The sequence below is a fragment of the Immundisolibacter cernigliae genome, assembly GCF_001697225.1.
Classification (GTDB): Bacteria; Pseudomonadota; Gammaproteobacteria; order Immundisolibacterales; family Immundisolibacteraceae; genus Immundisolibacter; species Immundisolibacter cernigliae.
In genome coordinates this window covers 1,028,883-1,046,670 of the sequence record NZ_CP014671.1, presented here as the reverse complement: position 1 = coordinate 1,046,670, position 17,788 = coordinate 1,028,883, and the positions used below count along the sequence as shown (strand labels likewise).

General features: G+C 66.1%; 16 protein-coding genes and 1 tRNA gene. 10 read left to right on the top strand and 7 right to left on the bottom strand.

Going from position 1 to position 17,788, the window contains the following annotated elements:
• Positions 1 to 26 precede the first annotated feature (26 nt).
• The 4 genes from PG2T_RS04920 to PG2T_RS15990 all read left to right on the top strand — a co-directional run bounded on the left by PG2T_RS04920 (position 27) and on the right by PG2T_RS15990 (position 5,140).
• Positions 27 to 1,676: a UbiD family decarboxylase gene (locus PG2T_RS04920; protein WP_068803115.1), complete on the top strand. Its 1,650-nt coding sequence runs from the start codon at positions 27 to 29 to the stop codon at positions 1,674 to 1,676.
• Positions 1,677 to 2,064: 388 nt separating this feature from the next.
• Positions 2,065 to 3,048: an IS5 family transposase gene (locus PG2T_RS04915; RefSeq protein ID WP_068802296.1), complete on the top strand. Its 984-nt coding sequence runs from the start codon at positions 2,065 to 2,067 to the stop codon at positions 3,046 to 3,048.
• Positions 3,049 to 3,945: 897 nt separating this feature from the next.
• The gene (locus PG2T_RS04910) at positions 3,946 to 4,197 is read left to right on the top strand and encodes a type II toxin-antitoxin system Phd/YefM family antitoxin (RefSeq protein ID WP_068803113.1); all 252 of its coding nucleotides are present in this window, start codon (positions 3,946 to 3,948) and stop codon (positions 4,195 to 4,197) included.
• Between the two features lie 430 nt (positions 4,198 to 4,627).
• A complete protein-coding gene (locus PG2T_RS15990; RefSeq protein ID WP_145930998.1) occupies positions 4,628 to 5,140 on the top strand; it encodes a hypothetical protein in 513 nt (170 codons plus the stop codon).
• A gap of 362 nt (positions 5,141 to 5,502) precedes the next feature.
• Here PG2T_RS15990 and PG2T_RS04905 read toward each other — a convergent pair whose 3' ends face one another.
• The 5 genes from PG2T_RS04905 to PG2T_RS04885 all read right to left on the bottom strand — a co-directional run bounded on the left by PG2T_RS04905 (position 5,503) and on the right by PG2T_RS04885 (position 8,835).
• A complete protein-coding gene (locus PG2T_RS04905; protein ID WP_068803111.1) occupies positions 5,503 to 5,973 on the bottom strand; it encodes a DUF421 domain-containing protein in 471 nt (156 codons plus the stop codon).
• A 99-nt stretch (positions 5,974 to 6,072) separates the two neighbouring features.
• Positions 6,073 to 6,594 carry an REP-associated tyrosine transposase gene (locus PG2T_RS04900; RefSeq protein ID WP_068803109.1) on the bottom strand — a complete coding sequence of 174 codons (522 nt, stop codon included), beginning with the start codon at positions 6,592 to 6,594 and terminating at the stop codon, positions 6,073 to 6,075.
• Between the two features lie 183 nt (positions 6,595 to 6,777).
• Positions 6,778 to 7,917, bottom strand: coding sequence for an epoxide hydrolase family protein (locus PG2T_RS04895; protein WP_068803107.1), 1,140 nt, complete (start codon positions 7,915 to 7,917; stop codon positions 6,778 to 6,780).
• A gap of 41 nt (positions 7,918 to 7,958) precedes the next feature.
• Complete coding sequence (locus PG2T_RS04890) at positions 7,959 to 8,684, bottom strand: S1 family peptidase (RefSeq protein WP_068803105.1); 726 nt, start codon at positions 8,682 to 8,684, stop codon at positions 7,959 to 7,961.
• A gap of 74 nt (positions 8,685 to 8,758) precedes the next feature.
• Positions 8,759 to 8,835 (bottom strand) — tRNA-Val (locus PG2T_RS04885).
• A gap of 176 nt (positions 8,836 to 9,011) precedes the next feature.
• Here PG2T_RS04885 and acsA point away from each other — a divergent pair.
• The 6 genes from acsA to xth all read left to right on the top strand — a co-directional run bounded on the left by acsA (position 9,012) and on the right by xth (position 15,235).
• Complete coding sequence (gene acsA / locus PG2T_RS04880) at positions 9,012 to 10,766, top strand: acetate--CoA ligase (RefSeq protein ID WP_068803103.1); 1,755 nt, start codon at positions 9,012 to 9,014, stop codon at positions 10,764 to 10,766.
• Positions 10,766 to 11,740, top strand: a complete 975-nt coding sequence (pdhA, locus tag PG2T_RS04875; protein ID WP_068803101.1) for a pyruvate dehydrogenase (acetyl-transferring) E1 component subunit alpha — start codon at positions 10,766 to 10,768, stop codon at positions 11,738 to 11,740. The genes acsA and pdhA overlap by 1 nt, the downstream gene beginning before the upstream one ends.
• Positions 11,737 to 12,720: an alpha-ketoacid dehydrogenase subunit beta gene (locus tag PG2T_RS04870; RefSeq protein WP_068803099.1), complete on the top strand. Its 984-nt coding sequence runs from the start codon at positions 11,737 to 11,739 to the stop codon at positions 12,718 to 12,720. The genes pdhA and PG2T_RS04870 overlap by 4 nt, the downstream gene beginning before the upstream one ends.
• Positions 12,713 to 14,056 (top strand): dihydrolipoamide acetyltransferase family protein, encoded by a 1,344-nt coding sequence (locus PG2T_RS04865; protein ID WP_068803097.1) that lies wholly within the window; start codon positions 12,713 to 12,715, stop codon positions 14,054 to 14,056. Before PG2T_RS04870 ends, PG2T_RS04865 begins: the two co-directional genes overlap by 8 nt.
• Positions 14,053 to 14,301 carry an acyl carrier protein gene (locus PG2T_RS04860; protein WP_068803095.1) on the top strand — a complete coding sequence of 83 codons (249 nt, stop codon included), beginning with the start codon at positions 14,053 to 14,055 and terminating at the stop codon, positions 14,299 to 14,301. Before PG2T_RS04865 ends, PG2T_RS04860 begins: the two co-directional genes overlap by 4 nt.
• A 151-nt stretch (positions 14,302 to 14,452) precedes the next feature.
• Complete coding sequence (gene xth, locus PG2T_RS04855) at positions 14,453 to 15,235, top strand: exodeoxyribonuclease III (RefSeq protein ID WP_068803093.1); 783 nt, start codon at positions 14,453 to 14,455, stop codon at positions 15,233 to 15,235.
• Between the two features lie 24 nt (positions 15,236 to 15,259).
• On the opposite strand, the gene ntrC is transcribed toward xth, so the two are convergent.
• Together ntrC and glnL are read right to left on the bottom strand one after the other, a co-directional pair.
• Positions 15,260 to 16,657, bottom strand: coding sequence for a nitrogen regulation protein NR(I) (gene ntrC, locus PG2T_RS04850; protein WP_068803091.1), 1,398 nt, complete (start codon positions 16,655 to 16,657; stop codon positions 15,260 to 15,262).
• Positions 16,654 to 17,751: a nitrogen regulation protein NR(II) gene (gene glnL / locus PG2T_RS04845; RefSeq protein ID WP_145930997.1), complete on the bottom strand. Its 1,098-nt coding sequence runs from the start codon at positions 17,749 to 17,751 to the stop codon at positions 16,654 to 16,656. The genes ntrC and glnL overlap by 4 nt, the downstream gene beginning before the upstream one ends.
• Between the last annotated feature and the right edge of the window lie 37 nt (positions 17,752 to 17,788).

Below are 17,788 nucleotides of genomic sequence, written 5' to 3'. Positions count from 1 at the left end.
GTTTATCCGATCAGGAGGAGACCGCCATGTCCGCCGTACTCAAATCCACCCTGCGTTCCAGCGACGTGCCCATCGATTTTCGGGAGCACATCCAGAACCTGCGCGCCCGCGACCTGCTGTGGGAAATCGACGCGCCAATCACCATCGAGACCGAAGCCCATCCGCTGGTCAGGCTGCAGTTCCGCGGCCTGAAGGAAGACCAGCGGCGCGGCTTTCTGCTCAAAAACGTGCGCAGCGCCGACGGGCGCAGTTTCGGAGGCGATCTGGCCATCGGCTGCCTGGCGGCGTCGCGCAAAATCTTCGAGACCGGCCTTGGCATGCAGCCGGGCGACAACCTGCTGGAGCTGGTGTCCCACGCGCTGCGCAACCCGCTGCCGCCGGAAGTCGTCACCAACGCGCCGTGCCAGGAAGAAGTCCACATGGGCGCCTCGCTCACCGAGCACGGCGGCCTTGGCGAATTCCCGATCCCGATTTCCACGCCCGGCTACGACAACGGTCCCTACACCACCTTCTCGCACTGGGTCACCAAGGACCCCGAGACCGGCATCTACAACATCGGCAACTACCGCGGCCAGGTGAAGGCGCCGGAGCGCATCGGCTGCTTCACCTACCCGCCGCAGCACCTGGGCCTGCACTGGGTCAAGTGCAAGCGCTTAGGGATTCCGCTGGAAGCCGCGCTGGTCATCGGCGTGCCGCCGTACGTGTCCTACGCCGCCAACGCCAAGATTCCCTACGAGTCCGACGAGCTGCAGATTGCCGGAGCCCTGTCCGGCCGGCCGCTGCCGGTGGTGCAGGCCAAGACCGTCGACCTGCTGGTGCCGGCCTACGCCGAGATCGTCATCGAGGGCAGGATTTCCACCACCGAGCTGGAACCCGAGGCGCCGTTTGGCGAGACCCACGGCTTCATGTCCCAGCCGGTCATGTCCTACTTCATGGAAGTGACGGCCATCACCCACCGCAAAAAGCCGACCTGGTGCTCCATCCTGTCGCAGTTCCCGCCGTCCGAGAGCACGCGCCTGCGGTCCATTTCCTTCGAGGCCTCGTTCTTCAAGCACCTGAAGTACGACTGCAACCTGGCCGGCGTGCTCGACGTGCACTTCCCGCAGCAGACCTCGGCCTACTACACCTGCTTCATCAAGATCCGGCGCAACACCAAGGCCGACCCGTGGCAGGCGCTGTACGCCGCCGCGGCCTACGACCCGTTCGTCAAGATGTTCGTCGTCACCGACGAGGACGTGGACATCCACGACCCGGAAATGATGCTGTGGGCCACCGCCACGCGCGCCATGCCGCACCGGGACATGCGCATCATCGACGGGCGCATGTCGGCCATGGACTTCTCCGCCATCCGCGCGGAAGAGGCCGAAGGCTTCAAATACATGGAGCCGAACGGCTCGTCCGCCATCCTCATTAACGCCTGCCGGCCGTGGGCCTACCCGCCGGTGGCCCTGCCGCGCAAGGACTTCATGGAAAACGCCATCCAGCGCTGGCAGGAACTCGGCCTGCCGGCACTGGAACTGAAAAAGCCCTGGCACGGCTACGACCTGGGCTTCTGGTCCGAGCAATGCGAAACCGAGGCGCAGATGGCCGTCGAAGGCCGGCACTACGAGATCGGTGAAGCGGCCAAACTGCGTCGCGTGAAGGCGACGGATGAGAATACGGGTGGGGTGACGTGACGGGGGGCGGGATACGACCGTAGCGGGAGGATGGGTGGAGCACAGTGAAACCCATCGACTCCACGCGACCATTGGCGCCCTGCTTGCCGGTATTGGGCCGCTGGCTATATGGTGACGATAGGTTACGGTCGGGACCTCCGTCCACCCTATGGCTCGCTTAATTAGTGGTCCCTTGGGACTTGGAAATATAAGGAGAGTTCTCATGATGCTCCGCAACTCGATCCTCATAGGGTCTGTTTTTCTCGCGACTTCTGCATTCGCCCAAGACGCGATCCAAACTGATGGAGATAAATATAAGGAAACGCTGATTTATTCCCTCCCGTTGGAGGCATGAGACCTTGGTCCTGAGACAATGTGACCTGGTCCGCAGCGGTGGTGAGCAGACGTCATGCAAACGAGCTTTTCCGACCTCGAGTACGCCGGCAAGAAGAAGCAGACGCGCCGCGAGCGCTTCCTGGCGCAGCTGCAGGCGGTGACGCCGTGGGCGCAGCTGGAGGCGGCGCTGGCGCCGTTCTACCCGGCCGGCAAGGGCCCGGGCCGCCCGCCGCTGGGGCTGTCGCGCATGCTGCGCATGTACGTGGCGCAGCAGTGCTTTGGGCTGTCGGACGAGGGCATCGAGGACGCCGTGTACGACAGCCACGCCATCCGCTGCTTCATCGGCATCGACCTGGCCCGCGAGGCGGCGCCGGATGCGACCACGCTGCTGAAGTTCCGCCGCCTGCTGGAAGATCAGGGTCTGAGCCGGGTGATCTTCGAGACGATTCGCGATCACCTGGCCCGCCAGGGCCTGCTGCTGCGTGAGGGCACCCTCGTGGATGCGACGCTGATCGCCGCCCCGCCGTCGACCAAGAACCGCGACCGGGCGCGCGATCCGGACATGCATCAGGCCAAGAAGGGGAACCAGTGGCACTTTGGCATGAAGGCGCACATCGGGGTCGACCTGGACTCGGGGCTGGTGCACACGGTGCTGACCACGCCGGCCAACGTCAACGACGTGACCCAGGCGCACGCCCTGCTGCACGGGCAGGAAACGGACGCGCTGGGCGATGCCGGCTACCAGGGCGTAGCCAAGCGCCCGGAGAATCGGGACACGCCGGTCACCTGGCACGTGGCGCTGCGCCCGGGCGTGCGCCGGGCCCTGCCCGATGACGCGCTGGGCCGCCTGCAGGAACGGATCGAACAGGTCAAGGCGAGCCTGCGGGCCAAGGTCGAGCATCCGTTTCACATCATCAAGAACCTGTTCAAGCACCGCAAGGCGCGTTACCGGGGGCTGGCCAAGAACCAGGCGCAGCTGTTCACGCTGTTCGGCCTGGCCAACGTGGTGATTGCCGGCTGGCGCCTTCGGGCGCGGCACACCCTCCGTGCGTCCTGAGGGAGCCCAAAACCGGAATATCCGGCCAGAACACGCACATTGGCCCGATCCACACCCGAAAACGGGCCGTTTTTCCCCAGGGGCGGTCACGCGTCAGCGCCGTCATGTCCATAGCGCTGGTTTCGGGGGATTGATCAGCGTTTCCATAAGGCTATATTAGAGAACGATTGCGTTAGAGTCCTCGACTATCGCGACAACCCCGGCGAGAAGACTCATCAGCATAAACATCCTCCATTTATTCTGTATGTGCTGAGTCCATTCAAGCGAACATTGACCTTGCCAGACGGAAAAATAATTAAGCGTGAGTTCAAAGAGGGCGACGTCATGTGGTCCGAAGAACAAACCCACATAGGCGAGAACGTTGGGCAAACCCCTACCCACGTCTTGATTGTGGAACTCAAGAAATCCGGCGGGTCGTGCTCGAAGTGAGCACGCCGTACTGTGTGCGAAGCCCCGAGTAGGATGCGCTGAGGTACGAAGCGCATCAATCTCGTGAACGATGCTCTTCTTCGTCGGCACATCCTACGCAACCAAAAATCGTAGATACCGTGATCCGTGTCAAATGTTTTTGGCGAGGATATTGGGATTAAAGGGCGCGTTGGACCTGATCGGGCGGCCAGCCCGCGCCAAGCGCCAAAATTGATCGTTTCGTTCGATTCGACCAGACTTCGCTCATTCTCCTGCTGACCGCCGGGCGACCCATGCAGACCTTTACCGCCAACGAAGCCAAAACCCGCTTCGGCGAATTTCTGGACCGCGTGCAGAAATCGTAGCCTGGATGGAGCGTAGCGGAATCCGGGATGATCGAGCGGCCAGGCCGCGCCAAGCGCCCAAATTGATCGTTTCGTTCGATTCGACCATACTTCGCTCATTCTCCTGCTGACCGCCGGGTGACCCATGCAGACCTTTACCGCCAACGAATCCAAAACCCGCTTCGGCGAATTGCTGGACCGCGTGCAGCGTGCGCCAGTGCAGGTAACGCGGCACAACCGCGTGGTCGGGGTGATGGTGAGCGCCAAGGATTACGATGCCATGCGCCGGTTTTATGCCGACCGCCTGCGCAAAGCGCTGCGCGATACGGCCGACGAAGCCGCTGCGGCGGGGTTGACCGAGAAAAAGCCGGCGCAGTTGCTGGCCGACGAAAGCTGATCGGCCATGCCGGTGGACAAATCGTAGCCTGGATGGAGCGCAGCGGAATCCGGGATCCCCATCACTCCCCGAACTGCCCGTCGTCCATGCCGACGGCCCAGTTGGGCGGAACAATGCCCTGCCGGATGTATCGGTGCAGGGAGGACCAGGGCCAATCCACGGGTCGCTGTGCCAGGCCGTGCTTCACCATGAGCAAGGAAGTCCCGGATTCCGCTGCGCTGCATCCAGGCTACACGCTGGCTTACGGCATTGCGTATACATGGGGGCGCGTTACGATGAATCATGGCTTGGCGGCCTCCCCCCATCCTGCGGTGGGCTGCCCAATGACGGATAATCTTGACGTGACCGATATTCCTTTGCGTGACAGTCGGTTACGACATGTCTGCGCCCGAGTTATACGCCATTTGGTGTCTATTTCACGTTATGTTTCATGGAGCCACCGTTGAGGAAGCTATTAGTCGCAGTTCTTCTGGCAGCGCCAACCCTCGCCTATGCCAACGTAGTCTGGCCTGCACTCTATTTGGAAACGCGGCTATTCTCTTGGTGGGCAATCTCAGTTGGCCTTGTCATCGAGTATTTGTTCGTACGCTGGCTGTTTGGTTTGGCTCCAAGTCGTGCGGCTATTGCAGATCTATCGGCTAACGCCGCATCAGCGGTAGTTGGGGTAGTTCTAGTTCCCCTTGCAGGTATCGCTTGGGAACTGTTTCCTGCTTCTGTTTATAACTGGGCGTTGGGATGGGGAACATTTAACCCCATCACTTGGGCGGGCACATTCTTACTGGCCTGCGTAGTCAACGCCGTATTGGAGGGGTTTGTGTACAAGAAGGCGTTTAAGGTCGACTTCAAAATCAAGAGTAAGAATTTTGCTTGGCTTGTTCTGGCTAATGCCTTCAGCGTAGGCGTCGCATTTGCGAGCTTATGGATCGTGCCACTACAGCTATGAAACATAACCCTGCGGTCCACCGGACGCTGCGCGATAAAGCCGCGCAGAAATCGTAGCCTGGATGAAGCGCAGCGGAATCCGGGGTTCCCATCACTCCCCGAACCTCCCTTCGTCCACGCCGACGGCCCAGTTGGGCGGAACAATGCCCTGCCGGATGTATCGGTGCAGGGAGGACCAAGGCCAGTCCATGGGTCGCTGTGCCAGGCCGTGCTTGACGATGAGCAAGGAAGTCCCGGATTCCGCTGCGCTTCATCCAGGCTACACGCTCGCGCTGGCCGGGTACTGGCGTTACACGAGTCGTCGTGGGCGGTTTCAGGGGTGTTTAGGCAGGTCAGCGGCCAGGCCCGCTTTTCACGCACCGATCAATCGTCACGCCGCTTTTTGAGGATGCTGATACTTCCGTCGGCTTCCAGATAGGCCCGATGCATTTCTTCTTGCCGGCAGTCGGCCTCGCGCAGCGACTTGTGCATGTCCGCTTCGCTGATGCGATGTCGCCGCAGTACATCGGTCAGAATCGTGCCATCTTTTCCAATCAGCACGGCTGTGCCTTCGACGAGCTTCTCGAACTTGCGACTACGGGAGGCAACGAATCCCACGGCCGCGTTCAGCAGCACAAGTGTTACGGCGGCAATGAGCCCCCCCGGCACGGAGCTGTCATCCCCGGTAAGTCCGGGGCTCACAGATTCGCTCAGCAGCATGATGACGAGGAGATCGAACGGTGTGAGCTGGCCAAGGGAGCGCTTTCCCGAGAGGCGCATCAGCAGCAACAGAATCAAGTAAATCGCCGTGGCCCGTATTGCAGGCTCCCACCAAGGGATGCTGATGTCTAACATTTGGCGCCTCAATCAAGCGGCAGGAACATTATTGTAGCCTGCGAAAGAAATCGTAGAAATCGTAGCCTGGATGAAGCGCAGCGGAATCCGGGATCCCCATCACTCCCCAAATTGCCCTTCGTCCACGCCGACGGCCCAGTTGGGCGGAACAATGCCCTGCCGGATGTATCGGTGCAGGGAGGACCAAGGCCAGTCCACGGGTCGCTGTGCCAGGCCGTGCTTCACTGGGTTGAAGTGGATGTAGTCCACGTGCCGGGTGAAATCCGTGCCGTCCCGAATCAGGTGCTCCCAGAACCGGCGTTGCCAGATGTCATATTCCCCTCGCCGGTTGCGGCACACAGACACGCCGCGCGCTCGCACGGCTGTCGTAAAGCCCGCCTTGATGGCGCGCCAGCGCCCGGAATAGTCATGATCGTCCGCCGGCAGGGTCCAGATGGCGTGAACGTGATCGGGCAGCACGGCCATCGCATCGATGCGAAATGGCTGGCTTCGCCTGGTGGTTTGCAGGGCTTCGCGAAGGGCGGCGATCTGGTCAATCAAGAGGCGGGAGCTGCGGTCCCGCAGGGTGACCGTGAAGAAGTACGTTGCTCCGGGGACGGTGGCTCGGCGGTAGTTCACCATGGGTGAGGAAATCCCGGATTCCGCTGCGCTGCATCCAGGCTACGATTTCTACGATTTCTGCGGTCCCGCAGCGTGACCGTGAAGAAATAGGTTGCTCCGGGGCTGGTGGCTCGGCGGTAGATAGCCATAAGCAAGGAAGTCCCGGATTCCGCTGCGCTTCATCCAGGCTACATTGTTTGAAATTCAGCGCTGGGAGCGAAAGCAGGCGCGCACTTCGTCCACGAACACCTGCGGGCGCTCCAGGGCGGCGAAGTGCCCGCCCTTGTCGAGTTCGTTCCAGTCGATCAGGTTCGTGTAGTGGCGCTCGGCCCAGCGCCGGGAGGCGCGAAAGATTTCCTTCGGGTAGATGCTGACGCCGGTCGGCAGCGCGATATCGAACCGCGACAGGCTGTTGAAGCTCTCCCAGTAGAGTCTGGCCGACGACGCGGCGCTGGCGGTGCACCAGTACAGCATGATGTTGTCCAGCATTTCGTCTCGGGTGAGCACATTTTCCGGGTGGCCGTCGCAGTCGGTCCAGGCCTGGAACTTCTCCAGAATCCACGCCGCCTGGCCGCTGGGTGAATCGACCAGGCCGTAGCCCAGCGTCTGCGGGCGGGTGCTTTGCTGTTTCGAGTAGCCGGAGTCCTGCTCCACGTAGTACTGCATGGCGGCCAGGGCGCCTTGTTCCAGGGGCGACAGGTCGTTCATGGTCGCCGGGTCCGGCTCCACGATCGGCATGTTGATGTGGATGGCCAGGCAGTTGCCCAGATTCTGCTGGCCGATCGACGCGGTTACCGCGGCGCCCCAGTCGCCGCCCTGGGCAAAATATCGGGAATAGCCAAGCCGCAGCATCAGCCGGTTCCACACCTGCGCGATTTTTGTGATGCCCCAGCCGGTGTGCGCGGGCTTGCCGGAAAAGCCGTAGCCGGGCAGGGTCGGGCAGATGACGTGGAAGGCGTCGGCCGCGGTGCCGCCGTGCGCGACCGGATCGACCAGCGGTCCGATCACCTTGTGGAACTCGACGATGGAGCCCGGCCAGCCGTGGGTGATCAGCAGCGGCATCGCCTGCGGGTGCGGCGAGCGCTGATGGATGAAGTGGATGTCGAGGTCGTCGAACCGGGTCGTGAACTGGCTGAAGCGGTTCAGGCGCTGCTCGCTGGCGCGCCAGTCGTAGCCTTCGCGCCAGTAGCGGCACACGTCCTGTACGTACGCCAGCGGCACGCCCTGCGACCAGTCGTCGACGGTTTCCTTCTCCGGCCAGCGGGTGTTTTGCAGACGCCGGTGCAGGTCCGCGATGACCGAATCGTCGATGTGAATCGAAAACGGCGTGATGGCGTCGTGCATTGCGACCTCGCGTGTGTGGGCAGGCTTGCGCCGGGCAGGGGCTAGTCCCCGGCCGTCAGCGTGAGCAGGATATCCGCGTACCACGCGCAGTTCAGGCCTAGCGATTCGTCCAGCTCCAGGTCGCGGTTGCCGATGTCCAGCCGCGCCGAGTGCACGCCCAGCAGCGTCCACGGCAGGGCGGTGTCGTTTGGCGTAGTGCGCATCACCACCGGCGCGCCGCTGAGGCCGCGGTGGGTGCGCGCGTCGGTGAGGAAATAGCCCTGTCCCTGAAAGCGCATGCCGAACGAGGACGCGATCACCGCCTGGCGCACCACCGGCAGGTGGTGCAGGGTGTCGTGAAAACCCAGCGGAAAGCCCACCACCAGCACCGAGGTGCCGACTTCCACGTCGTTGAGCGAGCTTTGCAGGTGCTGCGGTGTGAAGCAGCACAGCGGCACCGTCGGCGGCAGGGCCGAGCGGTCGAGCTCGACCACGGCCACGTCGATGTCGCCGCCGGCATCGGCGCCCTGGCGCCAGACGGCCTTGCCATCGCGGTACAGCGGGATCGACAGCACGCTGGAGGCGGCCAGGTTCTGCGGGTCGGCGTGGAATTCGATCTCGACGCGGCTTGGCACGTGGCTGCTTGGCGTGTCGATCACCACGTGGCGACTGGTGACCAGGAACAGGCGCGCGTCGCGCGCAAAGAAGAATCCGCTGGCGCCGGTCAGCAGCCGGTCGCCGTCGAAGGTGCAGATCCGCACCGTGGTCAGTAGCAGCGGTTCGATCATGGGCGCTCCGGAATGCTGCGGCCCCAACAAAAAACCCGCAAGCCCGGCTTGATTCGGACTTGCGGGTTTTGTTCTGGTAGGCGCGATTGGACTCGAACCAACGACCCCCACCATGTCAAGGTGGTGCTCTAACCAACTGAGCTACGCGCCTAAAAAGGGCGCGAACATTAGCACAGGGGTCGCGCTGGCGACAACGCGGCAGCCCGCAGGGGCTATCCATGGCCTCACCGGTTGAACCGCGGGGCCGCCGGCATGACCCCGATCAGTGCCCCACGCGTACGCGGTTCCTACACTGCCGTGTCCCGCTGCACCGGACCGGAGCCCGTCATGGCCGACACGCTGATCCGAAAATCCGCCAGGGGCAGCCTGGCGCTGCCCAACCTGGCCGATTACTCCGCCACGTGCGCCAGCTTCAACTGGGGTGTGGAGCGCCTGGCGCTGCGCGGCCTGCCGGGCGGCGGCATCAACATCGCCTTCGAGGCGGTGGACCGGCACGTGCAAAACGGCCGTGGCGGGCAGGTGGCCTTGCGTTGCCTGTCGCGCGACGGCGTGGCGAGCGAGTTCACCTACGCCGGGCTGGCGGCCGAAACCAACCGCTTCGCCAATATGCTGGCCGCGATCGGGGTGGGCAGGGGCGAGCGGGTGTTCAGCCTGCTGGGGCGCGTTCCGCAGCTTTACGTCACGGCGCTGGGCACGCTCAAGGCCGGTGCGGTGTTCTGCCCGATGTTTTCGGCCTTCGGTCCGGAGCCAATCCGCGCCCGGCTGGAGCTGGGCGGCGCCCGCGTGCTGGTGACCACGCCGCAGCTGTACCAGCGCAAGGTGGCGGCCCTGCGCGAGCAGCTGCCAAAGCTCGAACACGTGCTGCTGGTGGGCGACGCCGCCGGCGCCGGCATCGGCACGCGCAGCCTTGCGACGCTGATGGCCAAGGCCAGTGACAGTTTCGAGATTCCACCCACCGGCGGTGAGGACATGGCGCTGCTGCACTTCACCTCCGGCACCACCGGCCGTCCCAAGGGCGCCGTGCACGTGCATGCGGCGGTGCTGCAGCACTACGTGACCGGTCGGCTGGCGCTGGATCTGCACCCCGGCGACGTGTTCTGGTGCACGGCCGACCCCGGCTGGGTCACCGGCACCTCGTACGGCATCATCGCGCCGCTGGTGATCGGCGCCACGCTCATCATCGACGCCGAGGAATTCGACGCCGAGCGCTGGTACGGCATCCTGCAGGAGCAGAAGGTCGACGTCTGGTACACGGCGCCGACCGCCATCCGCATGCTGATGCGCCTGGGCGACGAGCTGCCGGCGCGCTTCGACCTGTCGCGCCTGCGCTTCATGGCCAGCGTCGGCGAACCGCTCAATTCCGAGGCGGTGATCTGGAGCCAGCGCGCGCTCGGCCGGCCGTTTCACGACAACTGGTGGCAGACCGAGACCGGCGGCATCATGATCGCCAACTTCGCCGCCATGGACATCAAGCCCGGCTCCATGGGCAAGCCGCTGCCGGGCATCGAGGCGGCCATCGCCAATGTCACCAGGGACGGCCGCCTGGAATTCGTCGACAGCCCCGACGAGCAGGGGCAGCTGGTGCTGAAGTCCGGCTGGCCGTCCATGTTCCGCGGCTATCTGGGCGAGGAAGAGCGCTACCGCAAGTGCTTTATCGGTGACTGGTATCTGTCCGGCGACCTGGCCCGCCGCGACGCGGACGGCTACTACTGGTTCGTCGGCCGCGCCGACGACGTGATCAAGACCTCCGGCCACCTGATCGGCCCGTTCGAGGTCGAGGACGTGTTCATGCAGCACCCGGCCGTGGCCGAATGCGGCGTCATCGGCAAGCCGGACCCGGTGGCCGGCGAGATCATCAAGGCCTTCGTGGCCCTGAAGCCGGGCTTCGAACCGGATGCGGCCCTGCACGACGCGCTGCTGGCGCACGCCCGCAAGCGCCTGGGCGCCGTGGTGGCGCCCAAGGAAATCGAATTCGCGCCCAGCCTGCCCAAGACGCGCAGCGGCAAGATCATGCGCCGGCTGCTGAAGGCGCGCGAACTGGGCCTGCCCGAGGGCGACACCTCGACCCTGGAGAACGCCTGATGGCGCTGCCGGACGCCGACACCGCGCACGCCCTGCTGCGGCACATGCTGCGCATCCGCGCCTTCGAGGACGCCTGCGCGCAGCTGTACAGCGCCACCCGGATTCGCGGCTTCCTGCACCTGTACAACGGTGAGGAAGCCATCGCCGCCGGCATCATCCCGCTGCTGGACGCGGCCGACGCCATCGTCGCCACCTACCGCGAACACGGCCACGCGCTGGTGCGCGGCGTCGACATGGGCGCCGTGATGGCCGAGATGTTCGGCAAGCAGGAGGGCTGCAGCCGCGGCCGCGGTGGCTCCATGCACCTGTTCGACGCTGCCACGCGCCTGTACGGCGGCAACGCCATCGTCGCCGGCGGCCTGCCGCTGACGGTCGGACTGGCGCTGGCCGACGCCATGCAGCAACGCCCGCAGGTCAGCGTGTGCTTCTTCGGCGAGGGCGCGGCGGCCGAGGGCGAGTTCCACGAATCGCTGAACCTGGCCGCCCTGTGGAAACTGCCGGTGCTGTTCGTGTGCGAGAACAACCAGTACGCCATGGGCACGGCGCTGGCGCGCTCCGAGGCCGAGACCGACATCCACCTGAAGGCCCGCAGCTACGGCCTTGCCTCGGCCGCCGTGGACGGCATGGATCTGCTCGCCGTGCGCGAGGCGGCGCAAACGGCCATCGCCCATGTGCGCGGCGGCCACGGCCCGTATCTGCTCGAATGCCACACCTTCCGCTTTCGGGCGCACTCCATGTTCGACAGCCAGCTGTACCGCGACAAGGCAGAGGTCGAGCGCTGGCGCGCCCGCGACCCGATCGACCTGTTCGAGCGCGAGGCGCGCAACCTCGGCCTGCTCGCGGACGACGCACGCGCCGCGCTGCAGGCCGAAGTGGACGCCGAAGTAGCGGCCGCGGTGGCCTTTGCCGAGGCCGGCACACTCGAACCGGTAGACCGGCTGACGCGAGACGTGTACACGGACATCCCGGCATGAACGCCGCCACCCTCACTTACCGCGAGGCGATGCGCCAGGCGCTGCGCCAGGCACTGGCGGACGACCCGCGGGTGTTCCTGATGGGCGAGGACGTCGGCCGCTACGGCGGCTGCTACGCCGTCAGCAAGGGCCTGCTGGAGGAATTCGGCCAGGAGCGCATCCGCGACACGCCGCTGTCGGAATCGGCCTTCACCGGCGCCGGCATCGGCGCGGCGCTGGGCGGCATGCGGCCGATCGTCGAGATCATGACCGTCAACTTCAGCCTGCTGGCACTGGACCAGATCCTGAACAACGCCGCCACGCTGCGCCACATGTCCGGCGGCCAGGTGTCGGTGCCGCTGGTGATCCGCATGGCCACCGGCGCCGGCCGGCAGCTGGCGGCGCAGCACTCGCACAGCCTGGAGGGCTGGTACGCGCACATCCCGGGCCTGAAGGTGGTCGCCCCGGCCACCGTCACGGATGCCCGGCACATGCTGGCCGCCGCGCTGGCCGACCCGGACCCGGTGATCGTGTTCGAGCACGTCATGCTCTACAACGCCGAGGGCCCACTGGACGCGGTCGAGTCGGTGCCGCTGACCGGCGCCGCCGTGCGCCGGCCGGGCAAGGATGTAACGCTGATCACCTACGGCGGCAGCCTGCCCAAGGCGCTCGCCGCCACCGAACAACTGGCCGCCGACGGCATCGCGGCGGAGGTCATCGACCTGCGCTGCCTGCGCCCGCTCGACGACGCAACGCTCATGGCCTCGGTGGGCAAGACACGCCGCGCGGTGATCGTCGACGAAGGCTGGCGCAGCGGCAGCCTGGCGGCGGAAATCAGCGCCCGCATCGTCGAACAGGCCTTCTACGACCTGGACGCCCCACCGGCGCGCGTGTGCAGCGCCGAGGTGCCGATTCCGTACCCGAAACACCTGGAGGATGCCGCCCTGCCGCAGGTGGACGGCATCGTCGCCGCCGCGCGCGGGGTGCTCGGGCGTGGCTGAGTTCTGCATGCCGTCGCTGGGCAGCGACATGGAAAGCGGCAAGCTGGTCGAGTGGCGCATCAAGCCCGGCGATCGGGTGCGCCGCGGCGACATCGTGGCGGTGGTGGAAACCCAGAAGGGCGCCATCGACGTCGAGATCTTCGACAGCGGCGTGGTCGAATCGCTGCTGGTCGAACCGGGCAGCGAGGTGCCGGTCGGCACCGTGCTGGCCACCGTGCGCAGTGACGGCGAGACGGTGCCAAAGCTGCCTGCCAAAGCCGCTGCACCAATGCACCCGCCTGCGCCGACAGCCGCGCCTGCACCACCGGCCGCGCCGGCCCTGGCGCCTGCCATCCCAAGCGGCGAACCGTCCCCGCGCGAACGGCTACGTGCCTCGCCGGCCGCCCGCCAGCGCGCCGCCGGGCTGGGCATCGACCTGGCCACGCTCAGCGGCAGCGGACCCGGTGGCGCCATCACGCTGGCCGACGTCGAGGCGGCACCCGCGAAACAGCCGGCATGGGCACCTCGCGCCAGCCCGGCGGTGCGCCAGCACGCGCTGGAGCTCGGCGTGGACCTGGCCGGCGTCACCGGCAGCGGCGCCAAGGGCGCGATCACTGTGGCGGATGTGGAACGCGCGGCGGCCGGTGCGAAGCCGGCGCCCGCCCCCGCCCGGCCATCCGCCGCGCCGTTCGAGCCGGACGCCATGCGCCGCGCCATCGCCGCCGCCATGACCCGCGCCAAGCGCGAGATTCCGCACTACTATCTGGCCACCACGGTCGATTTCGAGCCGGCGCTGCGCTTCGTCGAGCGCGTCAATGCGCAGCGCGATCCCGAGCAGCGCCTGCTGTATGCCGTGCTGCTGATCAAGGCGCTGGCGCGGGCGCTCAAGGAAGTGCCGGAACTGAACGGCTTCTGGCGCCAGGACCGCTTCGAGCCATCAGCCGCCGCGCATGTCGGCGTGGCCGTGTCGCTGCGCCGGCGCGGGCTGATCGCGCCCGCCCTGCACGACGTGGCGGACAAGGACCTGGACACCCTGATGACGGAGTTGAAGGACCTGGTGCAGCGCGCCCGCGCCGGCGGCCTGCGCAGCTCCGAACTGACCGACACCACCATCACGCTGTCGAGTCTGGGCGACAACGGCGTCGAGACGCTGTATCCCATCATCACCCCGCCGCAGGTGGCAGTCGTGGGTGCGGGCTCCGTGGTGCGCCGGCCATGGGTGGTCGGCGAGGGGCTGGCCGTGCGCCGCGTGATCACCCTCACCCTGGCCGGCGATCACCGCGTCAGCGATGGGCACCGTGGCGCGCTGTTCCTGGCGGCGCTCGACCGCCTGCTGCAAAAACCGGAGGAGCTATGACCGAAACCGAACTGCGCGAGCGCCTGCTCGCCATCCTTGGCGGCATCGCGCCCGAGGCGCGCGAGCTGGACCTCGACCCCGAGCAGAGCTTTCGCGACCAGATCGACATCGACTCTATGGATTTTCTGAACTTCGTTACTGCCGTGCACAAACAGCTCGGCGTGCCGATTCCGGAACTGGACTACCCGCGCCTGGCCAGCCTGAACGGGGCGGTGCATTACGTACTGGCAAAGCTGCCGGGCTGACGGAGGCCAGCGCCGGCGGTCTGGCGCGTCAGAAACTGCGCCCGGCTGGCGCCGCATGCACATACCTTGCGGGACCCCCTAGAATGCCGGGCGCTTCGGTCCGGGCGCCAGGGGGCGCCGCGTCGGATCCGCCAACCAGCAGCAGGGTGTCTTGAAAGTCGCGACCTGGAACGTCAACTCCCTGCGCGTGCGTCTGCCGCAACTGATCGACTGGCTGGGGCAGGCGGCGCCCGACATTGTCGGCCTGCAGGAAACCAAGGTCGTTGACGAGGAGTTTCCGGTGGCGCAGCTGGCGGCGGCTGGCTACCGGACGGTGTTTGTCGGTCAGCGCACCTACAACGGCGTGGCCTTGCTCAGTCGCGAGCCGCCGGGCACGGTGCTGACGGCGCTGCCCGGGCGCCTTCAGGACGAGCAGAAGCGCTTCGTGGCTGCCCGTTTCGGGGGCCTGGACGTGGTGTGCGCGTATGTGCCGAACGGCAGCGAGGTCGGCTCCGACAAGTACGCCTACAAGCTTGGCTGGCTGGAGGACTTGCGCCGCTACCTGCAGGCGCTGCTGCGCGAGTCACCCAAGGTGCTGGTGATGGGTGATTTCAATATCGCCCCGGCGGATATCGATGTGCACGATCCGCTCGCCTGGCAGGGTCAGGTGCTGGTCAGCGAGGCCGAGCGGGCAGCCCTGGCCGGGATCATGGCGCTGGGTCTGCACGACACGTTCCGGCATCTGAATCCGGATCTGCGGGCGTTCACCTGGTGGGATTATCGTGCCGCCGCATTCCGGCGCGACCATGGGCTGCGCATCGACCACATTCTGGTCAGTACGCCGCTGTTGGGCACGTGTCGCGCCTGCCGGGTGGAGCTTGACCTGCGCCGTGCCGAGCGGCCGTCGGATCACGCGCCGGTGTTGCTGGAACTGGACGCCGCCGCGCTGGCCTGAACGGACGGCCCAGCGCCGCGGCGTTCAGTCGTCGGCGATCCCCAGTTCCTTGATCTTGCGGGTCAGCGTGTTGCGACCCCAGCCGAGCAGCACAGCGGCGTCCTGGCGGCGCCCGCCGGTGCGCTCGAGCGCAACGCCGATCATCAGCCGCTCGAAGGCCGGCGTCAGGTCGTTCATGACGCCGCGCTCGCCGCAGGCCAGGCGCCCGGCGGCCCAGCGGCGCAGCGCGCTTTGCCAATCCTCGTCCAGCGTCGCCGGCGCGCCGACCACCTCGGTCGGCAGGTCGTCGATCCGTACGACCTGCGTGGGTGTCATGACGGTCAGCCAGCGGCAGACGTTTTCGAGCTGGCGCACGTTGCCCGGCCAGTCGAAATGACTGAGCCGCTCCAGCACCTGCGGGGCGACGGTCTTGCAGTCGACGTGCAATTCCTTCGCCGCGCGGGCCAGGAAGTACAGCACCAGGCCCGGGATGTCCTCGCGCCGTTCGCGCAGCGGCGGCACGCGGATGCGCACCACATTGAGGCGGTGCAGCAGATCCTCGCGGAACTTGCCAACCTGGACCTGTGTTTCAAGGTTCTGGTGGGTGGCGGCGATCACGCGCACGTCCACCTGCAGCGGTGCGTGGGCGCCGACCCGGTAGAACTCGCCTTCCTGCAGCACGCGCAGCAGACGGGTTTGCAGTTCGGCCGGCATGTCGCCGATTTCGTCCAGAAACAGCGTGCCGCCGTGCGCTTGTTCGAAGCGCCCGCGGCGCAGCGCCTGGGCGCCGGTGAAGGCGCCCCGCTCGTGGCCGAACAGTTCGGATTCGAGCAGCTCGCGGTTGATGGCGGCCATGTTGAGCGCAATGAACGGCCCGCCGCTGCGCGGGCTGTGGCGGTGCAGGGCGCGCGCGATCAGTTCCTTGCCGGTACCCGATTCGCCGGTGATCAGCACGTTGATGCTGGAGCGCGACAGGCGGCCGATGGCGCGAAACACCTCCTGCATGGACGGCGCCGAGCCGATCATGTCGGAGGGCGCCGGCGTAGCATCCTGCGCCGCCGGAGTGGCGTCGGCCCGCTGCGCGATGGCGCGACTGACCAGGTCAACGGCGTCATCGACGTCGAACGGCTTTGGCAGGTGCTCGAAGGCACCACCCTGGAAGGCCGACACCGCGCTGTCCAGATCCGGGTAGGCGGTGGTGATGATCACCGGCACCTTGGGCGCCCGTTCGCGCAGCTCGGCCAGCAGGTCGAAACCGCTGCGACCGGGCATGCGCACGTCGGACACGATCGCATCCGGCTCGTCACCGGCCAGGGCCGCGCTGGCACGTTCGGCGTCTTCGAATTCAATGGCCTGGAAGCCCGCGTTTTGCAGCGCGCGGCACAGCACCCAGCGTATCGAACGGTCGTCATCGACCACCCATACGCGTCCCTGGCGATTCATCGGCGTTCTCCGGCAATCGGCAGCAGCACGGAAAACACGGTGTTCCCCGGCGCACTGTGGAAGTTGATGCAGCCTTCGTGCCGACTGACCAGGGACTGAGCAATTGACAGGCCAAGACCGGTGCCGGTGCTGCGGCCGGTGATCAGCGGATGGAAAATCTGCTCGCGCAGGTGCTCGGGCACGCCCGGGCCGTTGTCTATCACGTCCACCTGTACCAGCAGGCGGTGGTGCCGGCCGGCGATGGTCATGCGGCGGCGTACCCGGGTACGCAGCAATACCCGGCCGGGGCGGCAATCGGCCTCGTCCACCGATTGGACGGCATTGCGCACCAGGTTCAGAAACGCCTGTATCAGCTGTTCGCGGTCGGCCCACAGGTCCGGCAGGCTGGGGTCGTAGTCGTATTCGATGCTCAGCTGCGGCGGCAGGTCGGCGGCCACCAGCGCGCGGACCCGTTCCAGTACCTCGTGGACGCTGACGCGGGCCATCTCGGGCGCCAGTTCCGGACTGAGCATGCGATCGATGAGTTTCTTCAGGCGATCGGCTTCGCCGATGATGATCTGCGTGTACTCGGCAAGCTCCGGATCGGCCAGTTCCCGCTCCAGCAGCTGTGCGGCACCGCGCAGGCCACCGAGCGGGTTTTTGATCTCGTGCGCCAGGCCGCGCAGCATCAGCCGATTGGCTTCCTGCTGGGACAGCAGCCGGCTCTCGCGCTGGGTATCGCCAAGCGGGCCGGTGGCCGCAATTTCAAGGATGAGCCCCTTGGCATCAGACCCGTCGAGCGGCGTCAGCCAGCAGTTGAAGCGCTTGGCGGGGTTGCCGGGCAGCTCGAAGCTGAGGTCGTGCCGCAGTACCGGTTGCTGACGCTCCAGGGTTTCCGCAACCAGGGCGGGCAGTGCCGGATCATGCAGCAGGTGCCCAAGCGGCTGGCCGCGCAACTGGCGGGCACTTGCGCCCAGCAGGATCTCGCCCGCCTGGTTCAGGTAGGCCACGCGCTGCTGGTCATCAATGACCAGCACGGCCGTTTGCAGGTTGTCCAGTACCGCACGCCCGGCGTGGTCGGTGCTGGCGACGTCGTGGTCCAGGGGGATTTGCATGGGCAGGTCGCGGCAAGCGCAGATGCCGCTGAAGGAT